The following is a 16,025-nucleotide window of genomic DNA, read 5'->3' as shown; positions in this document are numbered from 1 at the left end:
ACCTTTTGTCCTGCAGCCTGAATCTCGGGAAGCTTGCCTTCCAGTTCAAAGATGCCGGTCTCGATCTTGCGAATTGTGGGCAGCTGCTCCTCGATCTGAATGCCGATCTCTGTAAGCTTCGTAAGTAAAGCTTCACTGACAGCTTCCGTGAAGTTCTCGTTAATCTGCTTGGTAATCGCTGAGACACCTGATGAAGTGATCTTGGGTGCGACTGCATTCACTTTTTCGTTAACGCTGTAGATCACTTCGGGCCGCTCCAAATTGCCGTTGACAATCCCTGTGATTTTGCTGGAAAAGTCGGACGGTATCAAGATGCTGGCATAATAGGTGCCGCGGTCCAGACCTTTCTCCGCCTCTTCCTTGGTGACGAAGGTCCAGCCAAGCTTCTTGTTATTGTGTAAGCTGTCCAGCAGCTCCTTGCCGATATTAATGCTCTTACCGGCAACAGTTGTTCCCAGGTCCTCGCTCGTGACCGCAACTTTGACCCCTTCCGTATTGGCATACGGATCCCAAACCGATTTAATATTTACCCAATCATATAAGCATGGAAGCAAAATAATGGCTATGATCAGAAAAATCCCGGTAGGCACCTTGAAAATATTTAACCAATCTGTTTTGTATATTTCCCATATGGAACGCATGTATGGACCACCTGTACTGTTGGAATGAAATAACGTGCTAATCGATCTCAACACTTAAGTGACATCTTATCATGAAAGGAAATGATTGAGAAGAAACCTTATCCGTTATAGATTGGCTTTATTCATCATAAATTACCCGCTCTGGCATGAAAATAACAAATCTAAGAGCCTCAAAACTTTGACCCAACCTGTAACCGTGTAATGATCAGCATTATCAGTCCAACAGATCGCAGGTGTGACACGTTCCTTACAGCGCACAAAAAGCCTAGAGCTATAAGCTCAAGGCTTTTAAGAACAAATACCAGCGGCGGTTGTTATTCAGGTATGGCCTATCCTTATACGCTGCTTGCTAACTCGCTTTTCAACCGGTCCTTCTGTCGTAAATGGTGACGGTAGTGCATCTCGACGAGCCTAAACCATTCCTTGGCATTTAACATGCCAAAACCTGGATGAGCGACGGTGTGCTGCAAGGATTCTTGTTCAAGCATCGGTCCAATTTCGTTCATTCGACGCAAGACCGCTTGCAGCCCTTGGACAAGCTGCTCCTTACTATCTGGCTGTCCGGGTGTGTATTGCGGTGAAGCGGGAACCTGAATACGGATTGGCGGCAAGCTTCCTTGGTTAAATGTCGCTTCTCCTGTTTCTGTTTTTCCTTCTGTAGAAATAACCGCAGCTTCGTTGCCCGTCAGGCAATCATCCGCATTGCGAAGCTGCATATACAGAGCAGAATTAATCAGATGCACATACATTTGTCCCAGCGACCATTCGCTCTCACTCGGTTGTCTTCTTAGCTGCTCCATAGTAAATTCATTTAATTCCTGAATATAATGATCGGTGATTTCTTCAAAATGCCGTAAGGTTTCGGTTGTATGCATAGCTTGAACAGCTCCTTCTTTTTGATCTGCTCTTACTATACAACAAGGCTACTGACACCATAATGTCAGTAGCGTTTCAGCATTTTCTCAGCTTCTTCACGGACCCGATCACGCAGCGATTCTGGCTCAAGCACCACGACATCTGCCCCCCAGCCCAGCACCCAATGCAGCAGATCCTCAGGCTGACGAACGTGAAAGGTCATCAATAAACCTTCCTCATGATCCTCCATTTGTGTCATGAAAAAGCTGCCTGACCCCTTAACTTTATCCGCAATATCCGGGTGTACTTGAACACGCACAAGGACATGCCGGTCATCTGCAGGCTTATGGTCCTGTAAATTAAAGTCAGTTGGAAACGTGAATGTGTGTTCCAATAAGCTCAAATCACTCATACGGGATAAGCGAAAATGGCGAAGCTCCTGACGTAAATCACAATACGCTACCAATATCCATGAACCTTGAGCAAACACAAGTCCATATGGGGCAACATCACGAACACTATGACGATTTCCATCGGCTCCAGGTATGTTCTTCGAATAATGGAATCTTACCTTGCGCTTGTCCAGTATGGCCCGGCGTAAAGCTTCCAAGCCTTCTTTTTCTCGTCCACTATTATGAGTTTCACGCGTAGTGAGCAATCTGATCGTCGTTCGCACCCGGTTTGTCTCCTGACTTACACTTTCCGGTAAGATCGCTTCGATTTTTTCTCGAGCACTTTGTGCTTTTGCACCGTAATCCGAATCAAATTTATGCTCGACAAAGTCCGTACCTATCATTAGCGCCACGGCTTCTCCCGCGGTAAAGCTCACCGGAGGTAAAAAATACCCTTCCATCAAGGAATATCCTAATCCCGTAGCACCGACAATCGGTACGCCTGCCTCACTAAGAGCTTGAATATCACGATATATGGTCCTTGTACTTGTTTCAAACTTGGCCGCCAGATCCTCTGCTCTTAAAACTCCCTTGCGCTGCAGCTCGAGTACGATGGCTAACAGACGGTCTGTTTTGTTCATACCGATGTATCCCCTCCGGAATATACAACCCTACTATCTTCATTTGTAAAGCTTACCATAAAACTCGATAAGCAGCGCACTCTGAAGGCAAAAGGGAACCGTCGGGCTGCTCTTCGCCGTTATTAGCCCAGCCTCGACATCCCCCAGGCGCTGCTTCAATTTTGCCACATTCGAATAGTCAGATATAGCAAACAACGTGATATAATAATCGTATATACAATCCATACTCCATAAACAGCATAGCCATGAATTCAACAGGATCTGGGTAAACTAGCATTATCTCATTCAGGGTATGGGGTTTGGAAATTAGGAATTCAATATATCCAAAAGGATCGTGTTAAACATGATGGTTGCTATCATCTTTGGGTCGGTTATTTCTTTGATTATCGTATTGGGTTTGACTTTTTGGATTACCAAAAAAGCCTACTCACGTAAATGGGAAGAAGACGAATAACATCTTCACGGCAAAAAAGCTATCCAGGACCGCTCAGGCGGAAAGGGTAGCTTTTTTTATGTTGACGGAACCATTCGCCATAGCAGGCAGCAGCCATTTATTATCAAAAATTCTTTTTCCCCATTTGTCGTGCAAGCGATGTGAGTTTCGGAAGCTGGTGAATGAATTCTCTATTTTATGTATATACCATTAACATTGAAACTTGGGTTCGAGTGGAATTTGTCGATGGAGGTCACTATGCATATTGTTGAAGTTATCAATTTGACGAAGGTATTTGGACAAGACCCCAAAAAGGCCCTCTTGCTTCTGGATAAGGGATGGTCCAAAAAGAAAATATACGAAGAAACCAAGCATACCATTGGCGTCAACAAAGTCAATTTGACCATACAGGCTGGTGAAATCTTTGTCATTATGGGATTGTCTGGAAGCGGTAAGTCGACTCTGATCCGTCTATTGAACCGTCTTATTGAACCGACCTCAGGAACAATTCTCATTAATGGAGAGAACATCGTAACGATGAACCAGGAACAGCTTCGTCAAGTCAGGCGCAGCAAGATCAGTATGGTTTTTCAAAAGTTCGCCTTGTTTCCGCATAAAACAGTCATTGAGAATGTCGAGTTTGGGCTGGAGATTCAAGGTGGCTCCAAGCAGGCCAATCGGCAGAAAGCGCTGGAGGCCTTGGAGCTTGTCGGTTTGCATGGACTCGGGGACAGTAATCCCGACCAGCTGAGTGGTGGCATGCAGCAGCGGGTTGGACTGGCTCGCGCTTTAGCGAATGATCCCGATGTTCTCCTTATGGATGAGGCATTCAGCGCATTGGACCCTTTAATTCGCAAAGATATGCAGGACGAGCTGCTGGAGCTTCAGGATAAAATGAAAAAAACGATTATTTTCATCACGCATGACTTGGATGAAGCACTGCGAATCGGCGACAAGATCGCGCTTATGCGGGACGGCTCGATTGTCCAGATTGGGACACCTGAGGAAATATTAATGAATCCGGCGAACAAATATGTGGAACGTTTCGTAGAGGATGTCGATTTATCCAAAGTATTAACAGCTGCCTACGTGATGCGTAGACCGGAAACCATTACTATGGAACGCGGACCCCGAGTCGCCCTGCAGCTGATGCAGGAAAGCGGGATTTCCAACCTGTATGTCGTGGACAGAGCCAAGAGGCTGATAGGTGCCATTACGGCAGAAGATGCAGCGATGGCTGTACAAGCTCGTCAAACCATTGAGGATATCGTCATTCGGGATGTGCCTACGGTTCCACCTGACATCCATCTGAATGAGTGCTTTGAGCTGATTAGCAGTGCCAAAATTCCGGTTACAGTGATCGATGAAAAAGGACGTCTATTAGGTATTATCGTCCGCGGCGCAGTTCTGGCTGCCATTGCAGGAACCTCTGAACCTACTGACAAGAAGGTGAACCCCTGATGCTTCCGAAAATCCCTTTGGACCGCTGGGTAGAATCCGTCATCAGCTGGATGAATACGAATCTGGCATTTCTGTTTCATTTCTTCTCTTCGATTATTGGCGGGATTGTAGGTGGATTTACGTTCCTTTTCCATGCTTTCCCCGCTCTTGTCGTTATCATAATCCTGACGCTTCTTGCCTACTACTTCGGTAAATGGCGGCTGGCGCTGTTTGCTGTACTCGGATTGCTGCTTATTCTTAATCTCGGTTATTGGGAACCCACCATGGACACTTTGGCGTTGGTATTAACCTCCGCTCTTATTTCCATTATTCTTGGTCTGCCGCTCGGCATCTGGTGTGCCCGAAACCGCTCAGTGAGGAGTACGCTGACCCCGATACTGGACTTTATGCAAACGATGCCAGCGTTTGTATACCTGATCCCTGCGGTTACCTTTTTTGGTCTTGGCGTCGTTCCAGGTGTTATCGCCTCGGTTATTTTCTCAATCCCGCCAACTATTCGTTTAACGAATCTCGGCATTTTACAGGTACCAGATGATTTGGTGGAGGCTGCGGATTCCTTCGGGTCGACTCCGGCTCAGAAGCTTTTTAAAGTCCAGTTTCCACTTGCGCTGCCGACTATATTAGCCGGGGTCAATCAGACCATCATGCTGTCTTTGTCGATGGTAGTTATTGCTTCCATGATCGGAGCTCAGGGTGTCGGAGCCGATGTATACCGGGCGGTCACCCAATTGAAAACAGGACAGGGGTTTGAGGCAGGACTTGCCGTTGTCGTATTGGCCATCTTGCTGGACCGATTGACACAGAGCGTAATCGGTAAGAAAAGAACCGCGAAAACGTCTTTCGCCTTAAAAAAGCCTTTGATCCTCGCGGCTGTAGTCGCTTTATGCATCGCTGCTATCTTTATCGGAATAAAGAACAAGGCTCCTGCTGCGACGGGTTCTTCAGTGGGAGATCAGGTGGGCTACAGCATTATTGGCATTGATCCCGGTTCAGGCCTGATGAATGCTGCGGACAAAGCACTTAAAGCCTATGACCTTACCTCCTGGAAGCTCATCGAAGGGTCCAGTACAGCTATGACCATAGCCCTGGACAAAGCCTACAAGGAAAGCAAGCCCATTATCGTGACTGGCTGGACACCACACTGGATGTTTGCCAAGTACAAGCTCAAATATTTGGCCGATCCGAAAAACGTATTCGGTGGTGATGAGGAGATTCACACCATTGTACGTCTGCATTTGCAAGCCGATCAACCTGCTGCATACCAATTCCTTGATCGTTTTCAGTGGAAGCCTGCCGATATGGAGCAGGTGATGGCCAGCATTCAGGAGGGGCACAAACCGGAAGAAGCGGCTTCGCAGTGGGTGGAGGCTAACCCAGATAAAGTGAATGCCTGGATTAGCGGGATTCCCAAAGTGGGCGGAAAGAAATTAAAGCTTGCCTATGTCGCTTGGGATTCTGAAATTTCCAGTACGAATGTAGTCAAATACGTGCTGGAAAGCAAATTAGGCTACCAGGTGGATATGCTACAGGTGGAAGCCGGACCGATGTGGGCAGGGATCGCCAGCGGAGACGCTGACGCCATGGTGGCTGGCTGGCTTCCCACTACACATCAAGACTATTACGAGAAATTTCAAGGTAAATTCGAGGACCTGGGGCCCAATCTCATTGGAACCAAGCTCGGACTGGTCGTTCCTGCCTATATGAATGTTACCTCTATTGAAGAATTGGCTGTCAAATAGCTGCAAGCTTATCTAAAATAAAGGCTTCAACGACCTTGGCAACGCCATCGTTCATATTGGTATCCGTCACAAAATTGGCGATTTGCTTAATATCATCATGGGCGTTGCCCATCGCCACGCCCAGTCCTGCAAATGTAATCATGGCCAGGTCATTGTAGCTGTCTCCGATGGCGATGACCTCTTCTTGTTGAATGCCAAGCTGCTGAATCAGATGATGCAGGCTTGTCCCTTTATCTACGCCAGCTTCCGTGAACTCCAGGAAAAACGGCTTCGAGCGCATAACACTCAGCTTGCCTTTGAGCTGCTCTTGAAGTTTCTTTTCGACCGTTACCAGCTTTTCAGGGTTTTCCATCATTAATACCTTGACAACGGGTTGTTGGATCGCATTGACAAAGCTGTCTACCTTGACGACTTTCATTCCCGTAATAACGGATTCGATATCGGTATACTCATTATGGGCTTCCGTTACGATCCCATCACCTGTATAGGTGTGAATCCATGCTTCCTCTTGTTTACTTATGTGGTATAGCTCATGTACGGTTTCTGGCGTTAAGGTACTGCTGAATATCGGTTCATTGGTTGCACAGTTCATAATTGTCGCACCGTTGAAGGACAATATATAACTGCCGTATTTTTCGAGCTCCAGCTCCTTGGCGATATGGGTCATCGCAAACGTAGGACGGCCGGAAGCAAGCACTACCTTAACCCCTGCTTCCTGTGCGCTGATTAAAGCTTTCAGGGTACGCGGAGAAATGGTATGGTCATCCCGAAGCAGCGTGTCATCTAAATCAAGTACGATCATTTTGTAGTTCATCCTATTACGCCCTTTCCAATCTGCTCTTTCGTATGAAGAATCTGCTTTTCATTGTCCCAGAACTCTTTTATGAAAGCAAGAGGTTGATGACTTTACCAAAGAAAAGGACCATGGCTCTGCAACGGCAGAACACACAGTCCTTGATCTCAATTGAACACAAGCAAGATTGCTATATTATATCCACATTTTCATGTGTGATGCTTTACGAAACTGTGCGCTGCAGCTTTCGGTATCTAAGCAGCATGGCAGCCCGCCAAGGTACGAGCATGCCAAAAGCGAGTAAAAAGAAAAACGCTCCTGTTTGCGGAATCGATATATATTGTTCGATATAGCTATGAAGCGCTATCCGTAATGCCAACAGACCGAACATGACGAATGCCAACGACTTGGATCGCTTGACGAACACTTGACCATCATGCAGCTCCAATTGCGAGCTTCGGATTAATGGATAAGAAAATAACAGCAGTCCCACCAAAAAAGCAAGCAAGCCCCACATCCCTGGCACCCGGAAGGCAGGCGCAACAAACATCAAAAAACCAGTGCTCATACCGATCGGTGGCATGATGATTTTCACGGTTGTGATCGGTTTGTTGGTCCCTCGCATACGGACAAAGATGGCTAGCAGTGCCATCGCCACCATTCCAATGCCCGAAATAACTTGCATATGAAGTGCACCGAATTGGACCATAACTGTACCCCTCCAATAGTAGGCTTCCCATATTCAATTAGTCATTCGTGACTAATGTAATTATGATTATATATCGTTAATCTGCAGTAGTCAATCGTGACTGTTATCCATATGTCGTAAATATCTCCGGTCTCACTGCTTGCCTGGAGTTCCAGGATACACCAAAAAGCGAATTCTGAAGTCAGGGATACACAGTCACAATGATTCCATCCATATTATTGCCTGATATCTCATAGCGGCGGTTGGCTGGCACTTTAATCGTCATGTTATTGGAAACAGCATAATAAGAGACCTCATACTTCTCACCATCGACCTTGAACGTAATGTTCTTTTCTTTTTTCACATAGTCCAAATATTGCTCCAGAACCAAATGCTGTTTTTGCATAATGGCGCTGTGAGGCAAACCAACATAACGATAATGCCATGGCTCATATTGAATGCCTGTGATCGCTGTCTGATCCTTTGGATAGCGTAAAATAAAACCGTATTTCCACGCATTTTGATTAAGCCACTTTCCTTCAGGCGCGTGATTCATCTCCATCAAAGTAGATCCAATATCCAGAGATAAACCCAGATTGTGTTCGCTGTACCCCGCGGGCAATGCATAGTCCGAGCCCATTTCATCATATAGCTTCGCTTGCTCCTTCAGGCCCCGATAGCCGCTTGTTATGGAAAAGTTGCGTACTTTATCTTGTTCAGCAGCACCAACCAGCTTCAGGAAGGCTTGAACTACACTTTTCGATAGTTGGATATTGTTATCGTACAAGCCATAACCCTTAACGAGTTCCTTATGCTGAGACAGCTGGATCACATCCGATCGTACACCTTGCTGATGAAGGGGATATACCTTATTGACCAATATCAGATTCCCTTGGTAGATCTGATCCTTTGCAACCTTTATCGTTTGGCTCTTCTCCTGGGAAGACACCTCTTGTGCTTGATTCGGTTTATTAGTTGGAAACAACGATGCGACCTCAGCCTTTTGTTGAAAGGCTCCATAACCGAGCAGCATAACAAAAATAAACAAAAAAACCCACTTCTTCATCCTCAATTTCCTCCTGTCCTACACATCTTTAGGATAGGGGAAAATTTTAAAAAAGAAGTCGGGTAAACTTAAAGTTTTTCTTAAATTATGAGGAATAGAAGCATGCGATAGGATGGTATGGCTTCTCTAAATGGTTGTGTGCTCTCGGGGTAACCGCACCTCAAAGACCGTGCGAATCAAGCTGCTTTGGACCGAAACCGTACCCTGATGCTGGGACACAATATTTTTTGTAATGAACAAGCCGAGACCTGTGCTTCCCCTTTGATGGGTTCGTGATGGGTCGCCGGTATAAAACATTTCAAAGATATGGGGCAGCTCCTCAGGCTCAATACGATCACCATAATTGATTACTTCAACTACCACATCTCCGGCATCCAGATAGCCATTAATATCAACAAACTGACCGTCACTGCCATAACGGATGGCATTGGTCAGCAGATTTTGAAATACACGTGCCAATAGCTCGCCGTCACCCCACATATTCAGATGTGGAGCCACATTCAATCGGGCTATGAGCTGATTTTTCTCCAGAATCGGATATAGCTCCTCATTGACTTGTATAAGCAGCTCGCTGAGATCTATTTGTTTCTTATCAATGGGAAGCATACCATAGTTCATTCTGGTGATTTCAAATAGCTCATCAATCAGCTTTTCTAATCGTTGAGACTTGGTAAAAGCGATGCTCGTATAATGCTTGATTTGCTCCTCTGTCAACTGATCGTCCTTAAGAATGAAGTCCAAATAACCCAAAACAGAAGTCAGAGGCGTACGCAAATCATGAGCCAAATTCAAGACCAGCTGATCCTTGCTGCTTTCTGCAAAATCGCCTCTCTCTACAGCGGCTTGCAATTTTTCACTCGCCAGATTAATATCCTTCGCAATATCGCCAAATTCATCGCCCGCTGAGATATGAATCCGGTTTATAAAATCGCCATTGGCGAGATGATGTATGCCGTTGGAAATTTTATGAAAATAAGCAGCATAAGGCTTCGTTAAGAAAAAGAAAAACATTATCGCGAGCGGGACAAATATAATCAGGAAAAAGTTGACGTCTCCAATCCTATTCACAAACAAGCGAATATAAACCAGTGAATCTCCATATTGGACTTGGGAATGATAATACAGCTGGAGAGCTTTATAGAGTATATAAGTAATGGTACCGGATAGAAGCATACTTAAACCGAGTAACAGGATCATCGTAGACCGGAAGCTGCGCAACTTTTTACCCATTAAATGTGTATCCAACTCCCCATATGGTTTTGATCAGCTTGTTTTTATGCATATCCTCTCCAAGCTTTTTCCGTAGGGTACGGATATGCACCATGACCGTGTTCCCCCCTTCATAGTAGGCTTCGCCCCACACCTGCTGAAAAATATGTTCCGCACCATAGACCTTTTTGGGAGAACGGGCCAGCAAATACAAAATATCGAACTCCTTCGGCGTCAGCTCGACAGTCTGCCCATACAGGGTAACGGTACGTTGATCCGGATAAATGGCTAACCCCCCTGCTTCCAACACGGGTTTATTTGCTTCCGCCGCTTGATTCAACTGCATCGAACGCCGCAGCTGCGCATTCACACGAGCAACCAATTCCATCGGGTTGAACGGTTTGGTCATATAATCGTCCGCTCCCCTTACGAGTCCTGCGATCTTATCCAGATCAGAGGTTTTGGCACTCAAAAAAATGATAGGCATGGTATGCTGTTCCCGAATTTGTCGAGTGACCTCATAACCGTCCAGCTTGGGCATCATAATATCTAAAATCGCCAAATCAATGGCATGCAGCTGAACAGCTTGAACAGCTTCCAGCCCATTCGAAGCTTTAATAACGTCATAACCCTCTTTGTGCAGATGCAGCTCAACCAGCTCTGCAATTTCCAACTCATCATCAGCTATCAAAATTGTAATTCGTTTCATAGGAACCATCCCTTGTGTATTACTTTGAAATATCAACAAACCCATTGCCGAATACATCTCGCACATCATGAACGGTAATGAACGCATTTTTATCTATCGACTTCACTATTTTTTTGAGCAAACTGACTTCCTGCTTGCTGACGACAATATAGAGAATCTCTCTGGGTTGTTTGGAATAGTAACCATGACCGTACATAACGGTAACGCCTCTGTCCAGCCGCACGTTCACTTGCTCGGCGATCTTATTCTGTTCCTCGGATATGATCGTGACCGCCTTTTTGGGATTAACGCCTTCAATAATAAAATCCATCATCTTGGTGCCCACATAAAGCATAATAATCGTAAGCATCAAGCTTTGGGCCCCAATAATAAAATAGGAAGAGGCTGCTACGATCAGATCCAACATCAGCAAGGAGTAGCTTATATTCCAGTCCAAATACTTATTTGCAATTCTGGCCAGTATCGTCGAACCTGCCGTAGTTCCACCAACCCGTATGATCAAGCCCAGCCCGATACCTGCAAATACCCCGCCAAATATGGCATTCACCAGCAGTTCATTAGAGGAAATGCGCCATCCCTCTGTGACGTACAGAAAAAAGGAATTGAAGACCACAGCAATGATCGTATAAATAATCGTCGTCTTATCCAAAAATTTATAGCCAATCATCAGTAAAAATGCATTCAATATCAAGTTGACCAGTCCCGGGGACCATTGGAACAAGTAAAATAAAATAATCGTTAATCCCGTAACCCCACCCTCACCGAACGTATTGGGAATAATAAAAAGATTAACCGCCAGTGCGAACATCAACGAACCTGTTATAAGAAAAATCATATCTATGCCCTTTTGTTTCATGACAATGCCACCTTTTATATACACGATCCATATGCGAGCGTCCCATACGCGAGAATAGTATACCATATTACGCATTTACGCATTAAATCGACGAATTTTTAGGCTGGCTGTCCGACGATGGAACCCCTTATCTCCCCATCATATCGATGGAAGCATGGGTTGACTAAACATTCTTCATATGATATCTTTAATTTAAGATTATTTATATAAAGATATTATCAATGGGGTGATGCACCATGACGAAGCAGGCCGCGGATGATGATCAAGCTCTTTCACTCAAGCTCTTGGTCGTGTTATCCAAAACCTACAAGAGCCTTATGGATAAGGCTGCCAAGGATATTAAAAACTATGAGTTAACTCCTTCCGAGTTCGGAATTCTGGAGGTATTATCGACCAAAGGCAAAATACCCATTCAACAAATTGGCGAGAAAATTCTAATCACAAGCGGCACAATGACCTATAACCTGGATAAGCTGGAGAAAAAGGGGCTCGTCGAGCGGATCCCTTGCCTTGAAGACCGAAGGGTTGTTTATGCAGACTTGACGGTTGCAGGTAAAGAAATGATGGATCGCATTTTCCCACAGCATGCAGAAAGTATACAGCAAATTATGAATGGCCTTTCACCAGCGCAAAAGCAGGAAACCATTGTGCTGCTCAAACTATTAGGTAAAGGAGTGCATGAATATGACAACAACATTCAGGACCATTGAAGGAACCTATCAGGGTGCACCATTCCATATGGTAGGGGATGGATTTCGTGTATCCAACTACTTTCCATCGGGTAATAACTTCGGACAACGATTCAGCCCGTTTATTCTGATGGACTATAACGCACCGTTTGTTTTTCCACCCAGCAGTAAAACCAAAGGAGTCGGCGCTCATCCTCACAGAGGCTTCGAAACGGTATCTATTGCTTATGATGGTTATGTGGAGCATCATGATAACCATGGCAATCACGGGATCATTGGGCCCGGGGATGTTCAGTGGATGACAGCCGGCTCTGGACTGCTGCATAAGGAATATCATGAAAAGGAATTTTCACAACGCGGCGGCAGCTTTCATTTTATTCAACTGTGGGTTAATCTCCCTCGTGCGAATAAGATGCACCCGCCCCAATATCAGGAATTGCTGAAATCAAATATGGGTAGAGTAGCACTGCCTGATGATGGTGGAGAAGTCCGTATCATTGCCGGCGAGTACAACGGCGTTCGTGGGCCTGCCAGCACCTTCACACCGATCCATTTGTTTGATATTGATTTCAAAGCTAATGGGAGAGCGCAATTCGAGCTTCCCTCCTCGTTCAACACTGCCGCTTTGGTGCTTAGAGGGGAGGCCATAATCAACGAAACCACCATCGCGAGCGAAGGAACCTTTGTGTTATTTGGCAATACTCCCGGTGAGATCGTCATTGAAGGACAAAGTGATGACACACTGGTCATTATCCTAAGCGGGGAGCCCATCGATGAACCTATCTTTCAACAAGGTCCCTTTGTCATGAATAGCCGCGAAGAGATTACTGAAGCTTATCAAGACTTTCAATCAGGCAAAATGGGTAACGCAAATTTCTAACACATCAGGGAAAGCCCTGCTCAGCGGCCATGAGATGACTTCCTGGATTTATCAGGAGTCATCTCTTTTTTATGTTGATCTCTTTTTTATGTTGATCTCTCTTTTCTTTTCATCCACATAATTTGCCATTGAAAGTTCAACATCCACCTTCGACTAGGTTTGTATGATGATCAATGCCCGGGTCATCGACCACAATAACCTCTTCATGTAATCTGGTTTGTGATCGCGGCTAATACCTGTTCCCAATGAAGCTTCATCTGTTCTCTTGTATTGGAACTATCCAGCTTTTCCTGATGAAAGCTAATCGTTGTTTTGTCAGGCTTAGCGGATAGCAAACGAATTTGCAGAGTGGATGGCTGTTCCCAGTCCTTGGTCCCCCATGTCATACGGAGTTGTTGAAACGGCTTAACCACTCGCAGTTGACCTGTAATGCCTTCTTTGGATCGAAAAGATTCCCCCACGTTTAGATGAAGGGATGGCAGATCGCCGAGCCATAATTTCAAGCCCTCAGTAGAGATCAGAAATGCCCAGGCCTGCTCCTGAGAGACAGGAAGCGTTCTTCGAACTCCGACTTGAAAACCTACTGAAGCCGTTTGACCAATAACCTTGTGCGCCCCGGAATACAGCTTATTGTCCAATTACAACACCTCATTCATCGTAGTGGGGATCGATAACCACCAAGCAGCTTCACAGCGGACTCTTTGGTTGGTTACTGTTAACTGACTAACACCTTTTTTTCATCATAATACCATCTTTCACCATTGTAAAATATAGGATGACATCTTTTGTCACAACAATACCGCCATCTCCGTTATATGTACATACCGCAACAAGGAGATGGTTAACATGAAACAATTGACATGCGTTATCGTTGGGGGTGGCTATGCTGGAATTAATGCAATCCAAGCCATTCGCAAAACCTTGGGAGAACATGCAAACACCATAAACCTAAACCTCATATTAATCGACAAGCAGCCCTATCATCTTCGTAAAGTATTGCTATTCAAGCCCGCTGCCGGAGAGATGGACATTACTGTGCCGCTGAAAACCCTTTTCACGGAAGGCGTTCAATTTGTCCAAGGTACGGTAACGATGGTAAAAGGTAAAGAAAGACAGCTGCTGTACCGGAATGAAGAGGATAGCGAGAAGGTATTGAGCTATGACATTCTTGTTCTGGCGGTGGGTAGTCTCGTTCGGCAAGCAGAACCCGAGCAAGGCGGCATCTCTTTGACCGGATTGGACTCAGCTTCGGCTATCCGTGAAGCATGGCTCACGAACCTGCGGCTAGCTGTTCAAGAGCCGCAAGGGGAAGTGCGGCAGCGATTGCTGACTCTAGCCGTCGCCGGAGCAGGGATTAGTGGTATCGAAACATCCGCCGAGCTGTCTTACACGGTGAGGGCAGAAGCGAAGAAGCTTGCCCTTGACCCTAAAGAAGTGAAGATCTACCTGCTGAATGCGCAGAACCGGCTTTTTTCGGAAGGCCCACCCAGGATGGGACGCAAGCTGGAACAGGCTTTATCCGATTGCGGGGTTACTGTCGTTCACGAGCAGAAGGCGCTCCACGAACGGGATGGTCACTTGTCACTGTCTCGCGGCAGCACAATTCCGGTCGGATTGTGTGTCTGGACGCTCGGACTGCTGCCCAACCCCATGCTTCGCAGCATGGGCTTGCCGCTGACGAAGGAAGGGCAGGTCATCGTCGATGCTTCATATCGTGTGAAGGGTGCTGTAGGTGTATACGGCATCGGCGATTGCGCCCACATCGTGGATCCGAACAGTGGTCAAGCCGATCGCTTGACATGTAAGGAAGCGACTGGGCAAGCCGCGCGATTGGGCAAAATCCTGTTAGCCGATTTGAAAGGAACCCCTGCGCCTTCACATAAGAGCTATATGGATTTCTTTTGCATTGGACTCGGGCCGGAACGTGGAATGGTGTGGACCCGCCAATGGGGGCTGGATATTATCCTGACTGGAAAGCTCGGTTGGAAAATTCGCAAGTTTACATGGGATATGGCGAGTCTGTTAAAATAAAGGGAATCCATGACCTGAGAGAAAGGTGTTGAATCCGTGATGGAGGACCTGTACGAAAAGTATAAAGGACTGCTATTTAGGCTTGCTTACCAGTTGACCGGCTCGGCGGCGGACGCCGAGGATATCGTGCAGGACGTATTCGTGAAAGTCCACGACATCCACCCTGAACGATTAGCACATCCCAAAGCGTACTTGTGCAAAATGACAACCAATCGCTGCCTCGATTTGCTGAGATCGGCCCGCTCAAGACGTGAGCTTTATATAGGGCCGTGGCTTCCAGAACCTATCCCGACTTCAGACGAAGATCCATTCGAAGCAGTCATTCACAAAGACTTGCTATCTTACGCCATGCTCGTACTGCTTGAACGTCTGTCTCCGTCAGAACGGGCGGTGTTCGTCCTTCGCGAAGCTCTCTGCTTTGATTATGCTGATATCGCTGGACTGGTAGGCAAAAGCGAAACGAATTGCCGTAAGCTCATCAGTCGCGCCAGAGAAAAGATGGGAATTGCCCAGCATGCTTCAGTTCCCGCTGAAGGAGCAAGGGAGGAATGGGTAGGCCGCTTCTTATCAGCGCTCGAACAAGGCAATGTCCCATCACTGTTGTCCCTGCTCTCTGAGGATATTGTGCTTCTATCCGACGGAGGTGGCAAAGTCTTAGCCGCTGTTCATCCTATAGTTACACGCGACCGCGTAGCCCGCTTCCTGTTCGGCCTCATCCGCCAAGCCGCACAAGACGAAGTGAGCTTTCAAGTGGAGGTTCGACCCTTGAACGGCCAGACCGGGTTTGTAATTCGAACGGGAGAACACATTGACACCGTTGGCTTTCTGCACATTGAACACCATACGATTCGTAGTGTCTACTTCATTAGAAACCCCGACAAGCTGAGGTTCATCAAGGCAAGTGATAAATAACCAATGGATACTTCATAGATACGATTAATC

15 protein-coding genes and 1 pseudogene are annotated in these 16,025 nt (G+C 46.2%); 6 read left to right on the top strand and 10 right to left on the bottom strand.

All coding sequences use genetic code 11. From position 1 onward, the window contains the following. Positions 1–101: 101 nt before the first annotated feature. The 3 genes and pseudogenes from NST47_RS37105 to NST47_RS01930 form a co-directional block, all read right to left on the bottom strand. A pseudogene (locus NST47_RS37105) lies at positions 102–686 on the bottom strand (YhgE/Pip domain-containing protein); the annotation flags it as partial. Positions 687–976: 290 nt separating this feature from the next. Then, positions 977–1,516, bottom strand: coding sequence for a DinB family protein (locus NST47_RS01935; protein WP_341153708.1), 540 nt, complete (start codon positions 1,514–1,516; stop codon positions 977–979). A 65-nt stretch (positions 1,517–1,581) separates the two neighbouring features. Then, positions 1,582–2,529: a helix-turn-helix transcriptional regulator gene (locus NST47_RS01930; protein ID WP_341153707.1), complete on the bottom strand. Its 948-nt coding sequence runs from the start codon at positions 2,527–2,529 to the stop codon at positions 1,582–1,584. A gap of 691 nt (positions 2,530–3,220) precedes the next feature. Here NST47_RS01930 and NST47_RS01925 point away from each other — a divergent pair. Then, on the top strand, positions 3,221–4,423 hold the full coding sequence (locus NST47_RS01925; protein ID WP_341159582.1) for a quaternary amine ABC transporter ATP-binding protein: 1,203 nt from the start codon (positions 3,221–3,223) through the stop codon (positions 4,421–4,423). Then, positions 4,423–6,162, top strand: a complete 1,740-nt coding sequence (locus NST47_RS01920) for a glycine betaine ABC transporter substrate-binding protein (protein WP_341153706.1) — start codon at positions 4,423–4,425, stop codon at positions 6,160–6,162. The genes NST47_RS01925 and NST47_RS01920 overlap by 1 nt, the downstream gene beginning before the upstream one ends. Here NST47_RS01920 and NST47_RS01915 read toward each other — a convergent pair. The 6 genes from NST47_RS01915 to NST47_RS01890 all read right to left on the bottom strand — a co-directional run bounded on the left by NST47_RS01915 (position 6,155) and on the right by NST47_RS01890 (position 11,483). Then, complete coding sequence (locus NST47_RS01915) at positions 6,155–6,976, bottom strand: Cof-type HAD-IIB family hydrolase (RefSeq protein ID WP_341153705.1); 822 nt, start codon at positions 6,974–6,976, stop codon at positions 6,155–6,157. The genes NST47_RS01920 and NST47_RS01915 overlap by 8 nt on opposite strands. A 202-nt stretch (positions 6,977–7,178) precedes the next feature. Continuing rightward, the gene (locus tag NST47_RS01910) at positions 7,179–7,664 is read right to left on the bottom strand and encodes a CcdC family protein (RefSeq protein ID WP_341153704.1); all 486 of its coding nucleotides are present in this window, start codon (positions 7,662–7,664) and stop codon (positions 7,179–7,181) included. A gap of 181 nt (positions 7,665–7,845) precedes the next feature. Then, positions 7,846–8,709, bottom strand: coding sequence for a M15 family metallopeptidase (locus tag NST47_RS01905; RefSeq protein WP_341153703.1), 864 nt, complete (start codon positions 8,707–8,709; stop codon positions 7,846–7,848). Between the two features lie 126 nt (positions 8,710–8,835). Next, positions 8,836–9,939, bottom strand: coding sequence for a sensor histidine kinase (locus NST47_RS01900; protein WP_341153702.1), 1,104 nt, complete (start codon positions 9,937–9,939; stop codon positions 8,836–8,838). Continuing rightward, positions 9,932–10,627 carry a response regulator transcription factor gene (locus tag NST47_RS01895; protein ID WP_341153701.1) on the bottom strand — a complete coding sequence of 232 codons (696 nt, stop codon included), beginning with the start codon at positions 10,625–10,627 and terminating at the stop codon, positions 9,932–9,934. Before NST47_RS01895 ends, NST47_RS01900 begins: the two co-directional genes overlap by 8 nt. Positions 10,628–10,646: 19 nt before the next feature. Beyond that, positions 10,647–11,483: a YitT family protein gene (locus tag NST47_RS01890; RefSeq protein WP_341153700.1), complete on the bottom strand. Its 837-nt coding sequence runs from the start codon at positions 11,481–11,483 to the stop codon at positions 10,647–10,649. Positions 11,484–11,719: 236 nt separating this feature from the next. Between NST47_RS01890 and NST47_RS01885 the strand changes: the two genes are divergently transcribed. Together NST47_RS01885 and NST47_RS01880 are read left to right on the top strand one after the other, a co-directional pair. Next, the gene (locus NST47_RS01885) at positions 11,720–12,193 is read left to right on the top strand and encodes a MarR family winged helix-turn-helix transcriptional regulator (RefSeq protein ID WP_341153699.1); all 474 of its coding nucleotides are present in this window, start codon (positions 11,720–11,722) and stop codon (positions 12,191–12,193) included. Beyond that, positions 12,168–13,052, top strand: coding sequence for a pirin family protein (locus tag NST47_RS01880; RefSeq protein ID WP_341153698.1), 885 nt, complete (start codon positions 12,168–12,170; stop codon positions 13,050–13,052). Before NST47_RS01885 ends, NST47_RS01880 begins: the two co-directional genes overlap by 26 nt. Before the next feature lie 203 nt (positions 13,053–13,255). On the opposite strand, the gene NST47_RS01875 is transcribed toward NST47_RS01880, so the two are convergent. After that, positions 13,256–13,690, bottom strand: coding sequence for an SRPBCC family protein (locus NST47_RS01875; RefSeq protein ID WP_341153697.1), 435 nt, complete (start codon positions 13,688–13,690; stop codon positions 13,256–13,258). 208 nt (positions 13,691–13,898) lie between these two features. Here NST47_RS01875 and NST47_RS01870 point away from each other — a divergent pair, with 208 nt between their 5' ends. Both NST47_RS01870 and NST47_RS01865 read left to right on the top strand, forming a co-directional pair. After that, a complete protein-coding gene (locus NST47_RS01870; protein ID WP_341153696.1) occupies positions 13,899–15,083 on the top strand; it encodes an NAD(P)/FAD-dependent oxidoreductase in 1,185 nt (394 codons plus the stop codon). 39 nt (positions 15,084–15,122) lie between these two features. Further along, complete coding sequence (locus NST47_RS01865) at positions 15,123–15,995, top strand: RNA polymerase sigma-70 factor (RefSeq protein WP_341153695.1); 873 nt, start codon at positions 15,123–15,125, stop codon at positions 15,993–15,995. Positions 15,996–16,025: the final 30 nt, after the last annotated feature.

Source organism: Paenibacillus sp. FSL H8-0034 (genome assembly GCF_038000305.1).
Lineage (GTDB): Bacteria > Bacillota > Bacilli > Paenibacillales > NBRC-103111 > Paenibacillus_S.
Note: the sequence above shows the minus strand (reverse complement) of the source record. Positions and strands in the feature narration are given on the sequence as shown.

Excerpts from the sequence above, each read along its gene's own strand:
- NST47_RS01915 (WP_341153705.1), bottom strand. The coding sequence starts at position 6,976 with ATGAACTACAAAATGATCGTACTTGATTTAGATGACACGCTGCTTCGG.
- NST47_RS01870 (WP_341153696.1), top strand. The coding sequence starts at position 13,899 with ATGAAACAATTGACATGCGTTATCGTTGGGGGTGGCTATGCTGGAATT.
- NST47_RS01930 (WP_341153707.1), bottom strand. The coding sequence starts at position 2,529 with ATGAACAAAACAGACCGTCTGTTAGCCATCGTACTCGAGCTGCAGCGC.
- NST47_RS01895 (WP_341153701.1), bottom strand. The coding sequence starts at position 10,627 with ATGAAACGAATTACAATTTTGATAGCTGATGATGAGTTGGAAATTGCA.
- NST47_RS01885 (WP_341153699.1), top strand. The coding sequence starts at position 11,720 with ATGACGAAGCAGGCCGCGGATGATGATCAAGCTCTTTCACTCAAGCTC.
- NST47_RS01890 (WP_341153700.1), bottom strand. The coding sequence starts at position 11,483 with ATGAAACAAAAGGGCATAGATATGATTTTTCTTATAACAGGTTCGTTG.
- NST47_RS01925 (WP_341159582.1), top strand. The coding sequence starts at position 3,221 with ATGCATATTGTTGAAGTTATCAATTTGACGAAGGTATTTGGACAAGAC.
- NST47_RS01880 (WP_341153698.1), top strand. The coding sequence starts at position 12,168 with ATGACAACAACATTCAGGACCATTGAAGGAACCTATCAGGGTGCACCA.
- NST47_RS01910 (WP_341153704.1), bottom strand. The coding sequence starts at position 7,664 with ATGGTCCAATTCGGTGCACTTCATATGCAAGTTATTTCGGGCATTGGA.
- NST47_RS01900 (WP_341153702.1), bottom strand. The coding sequence starts at position 9,939 with ATGGGTAAAAAGTTGCGCAGCTTCCGGTCTACGATGATCCTGTTACTC.
- NST47_RS01865 (WP_341153695.1), top strand. The coding sequence starts at position 15,123 with ATGGAGGACCTGTACGAAAAGTATAAAGGACTGCTATTTAGGCTTGCT.
- NST47_RS01935 (WP_341153708.1), bottom strand. The coding sequence starts at position 1,516 with ATGCATACAACCGAAACCTTACGGCATTTTGAAGAAATCACCGATCAT.
- NST47_RS01905 (WP_341153703.1), bottom strand. The coding sequence starts at position 8,709 with ATGAAGAAGTGGGTTTTTTTGTTTATTTTTGTTATGCTGCTCGGTTAT.
- NST47_RS01920 (WP_341153706.1), top strand. The coding sequence starts at position 4,423 with ATGCTTCCGAAAATCCCTTTGGACCGCTGGGTAGAATCCGTCATCAGC.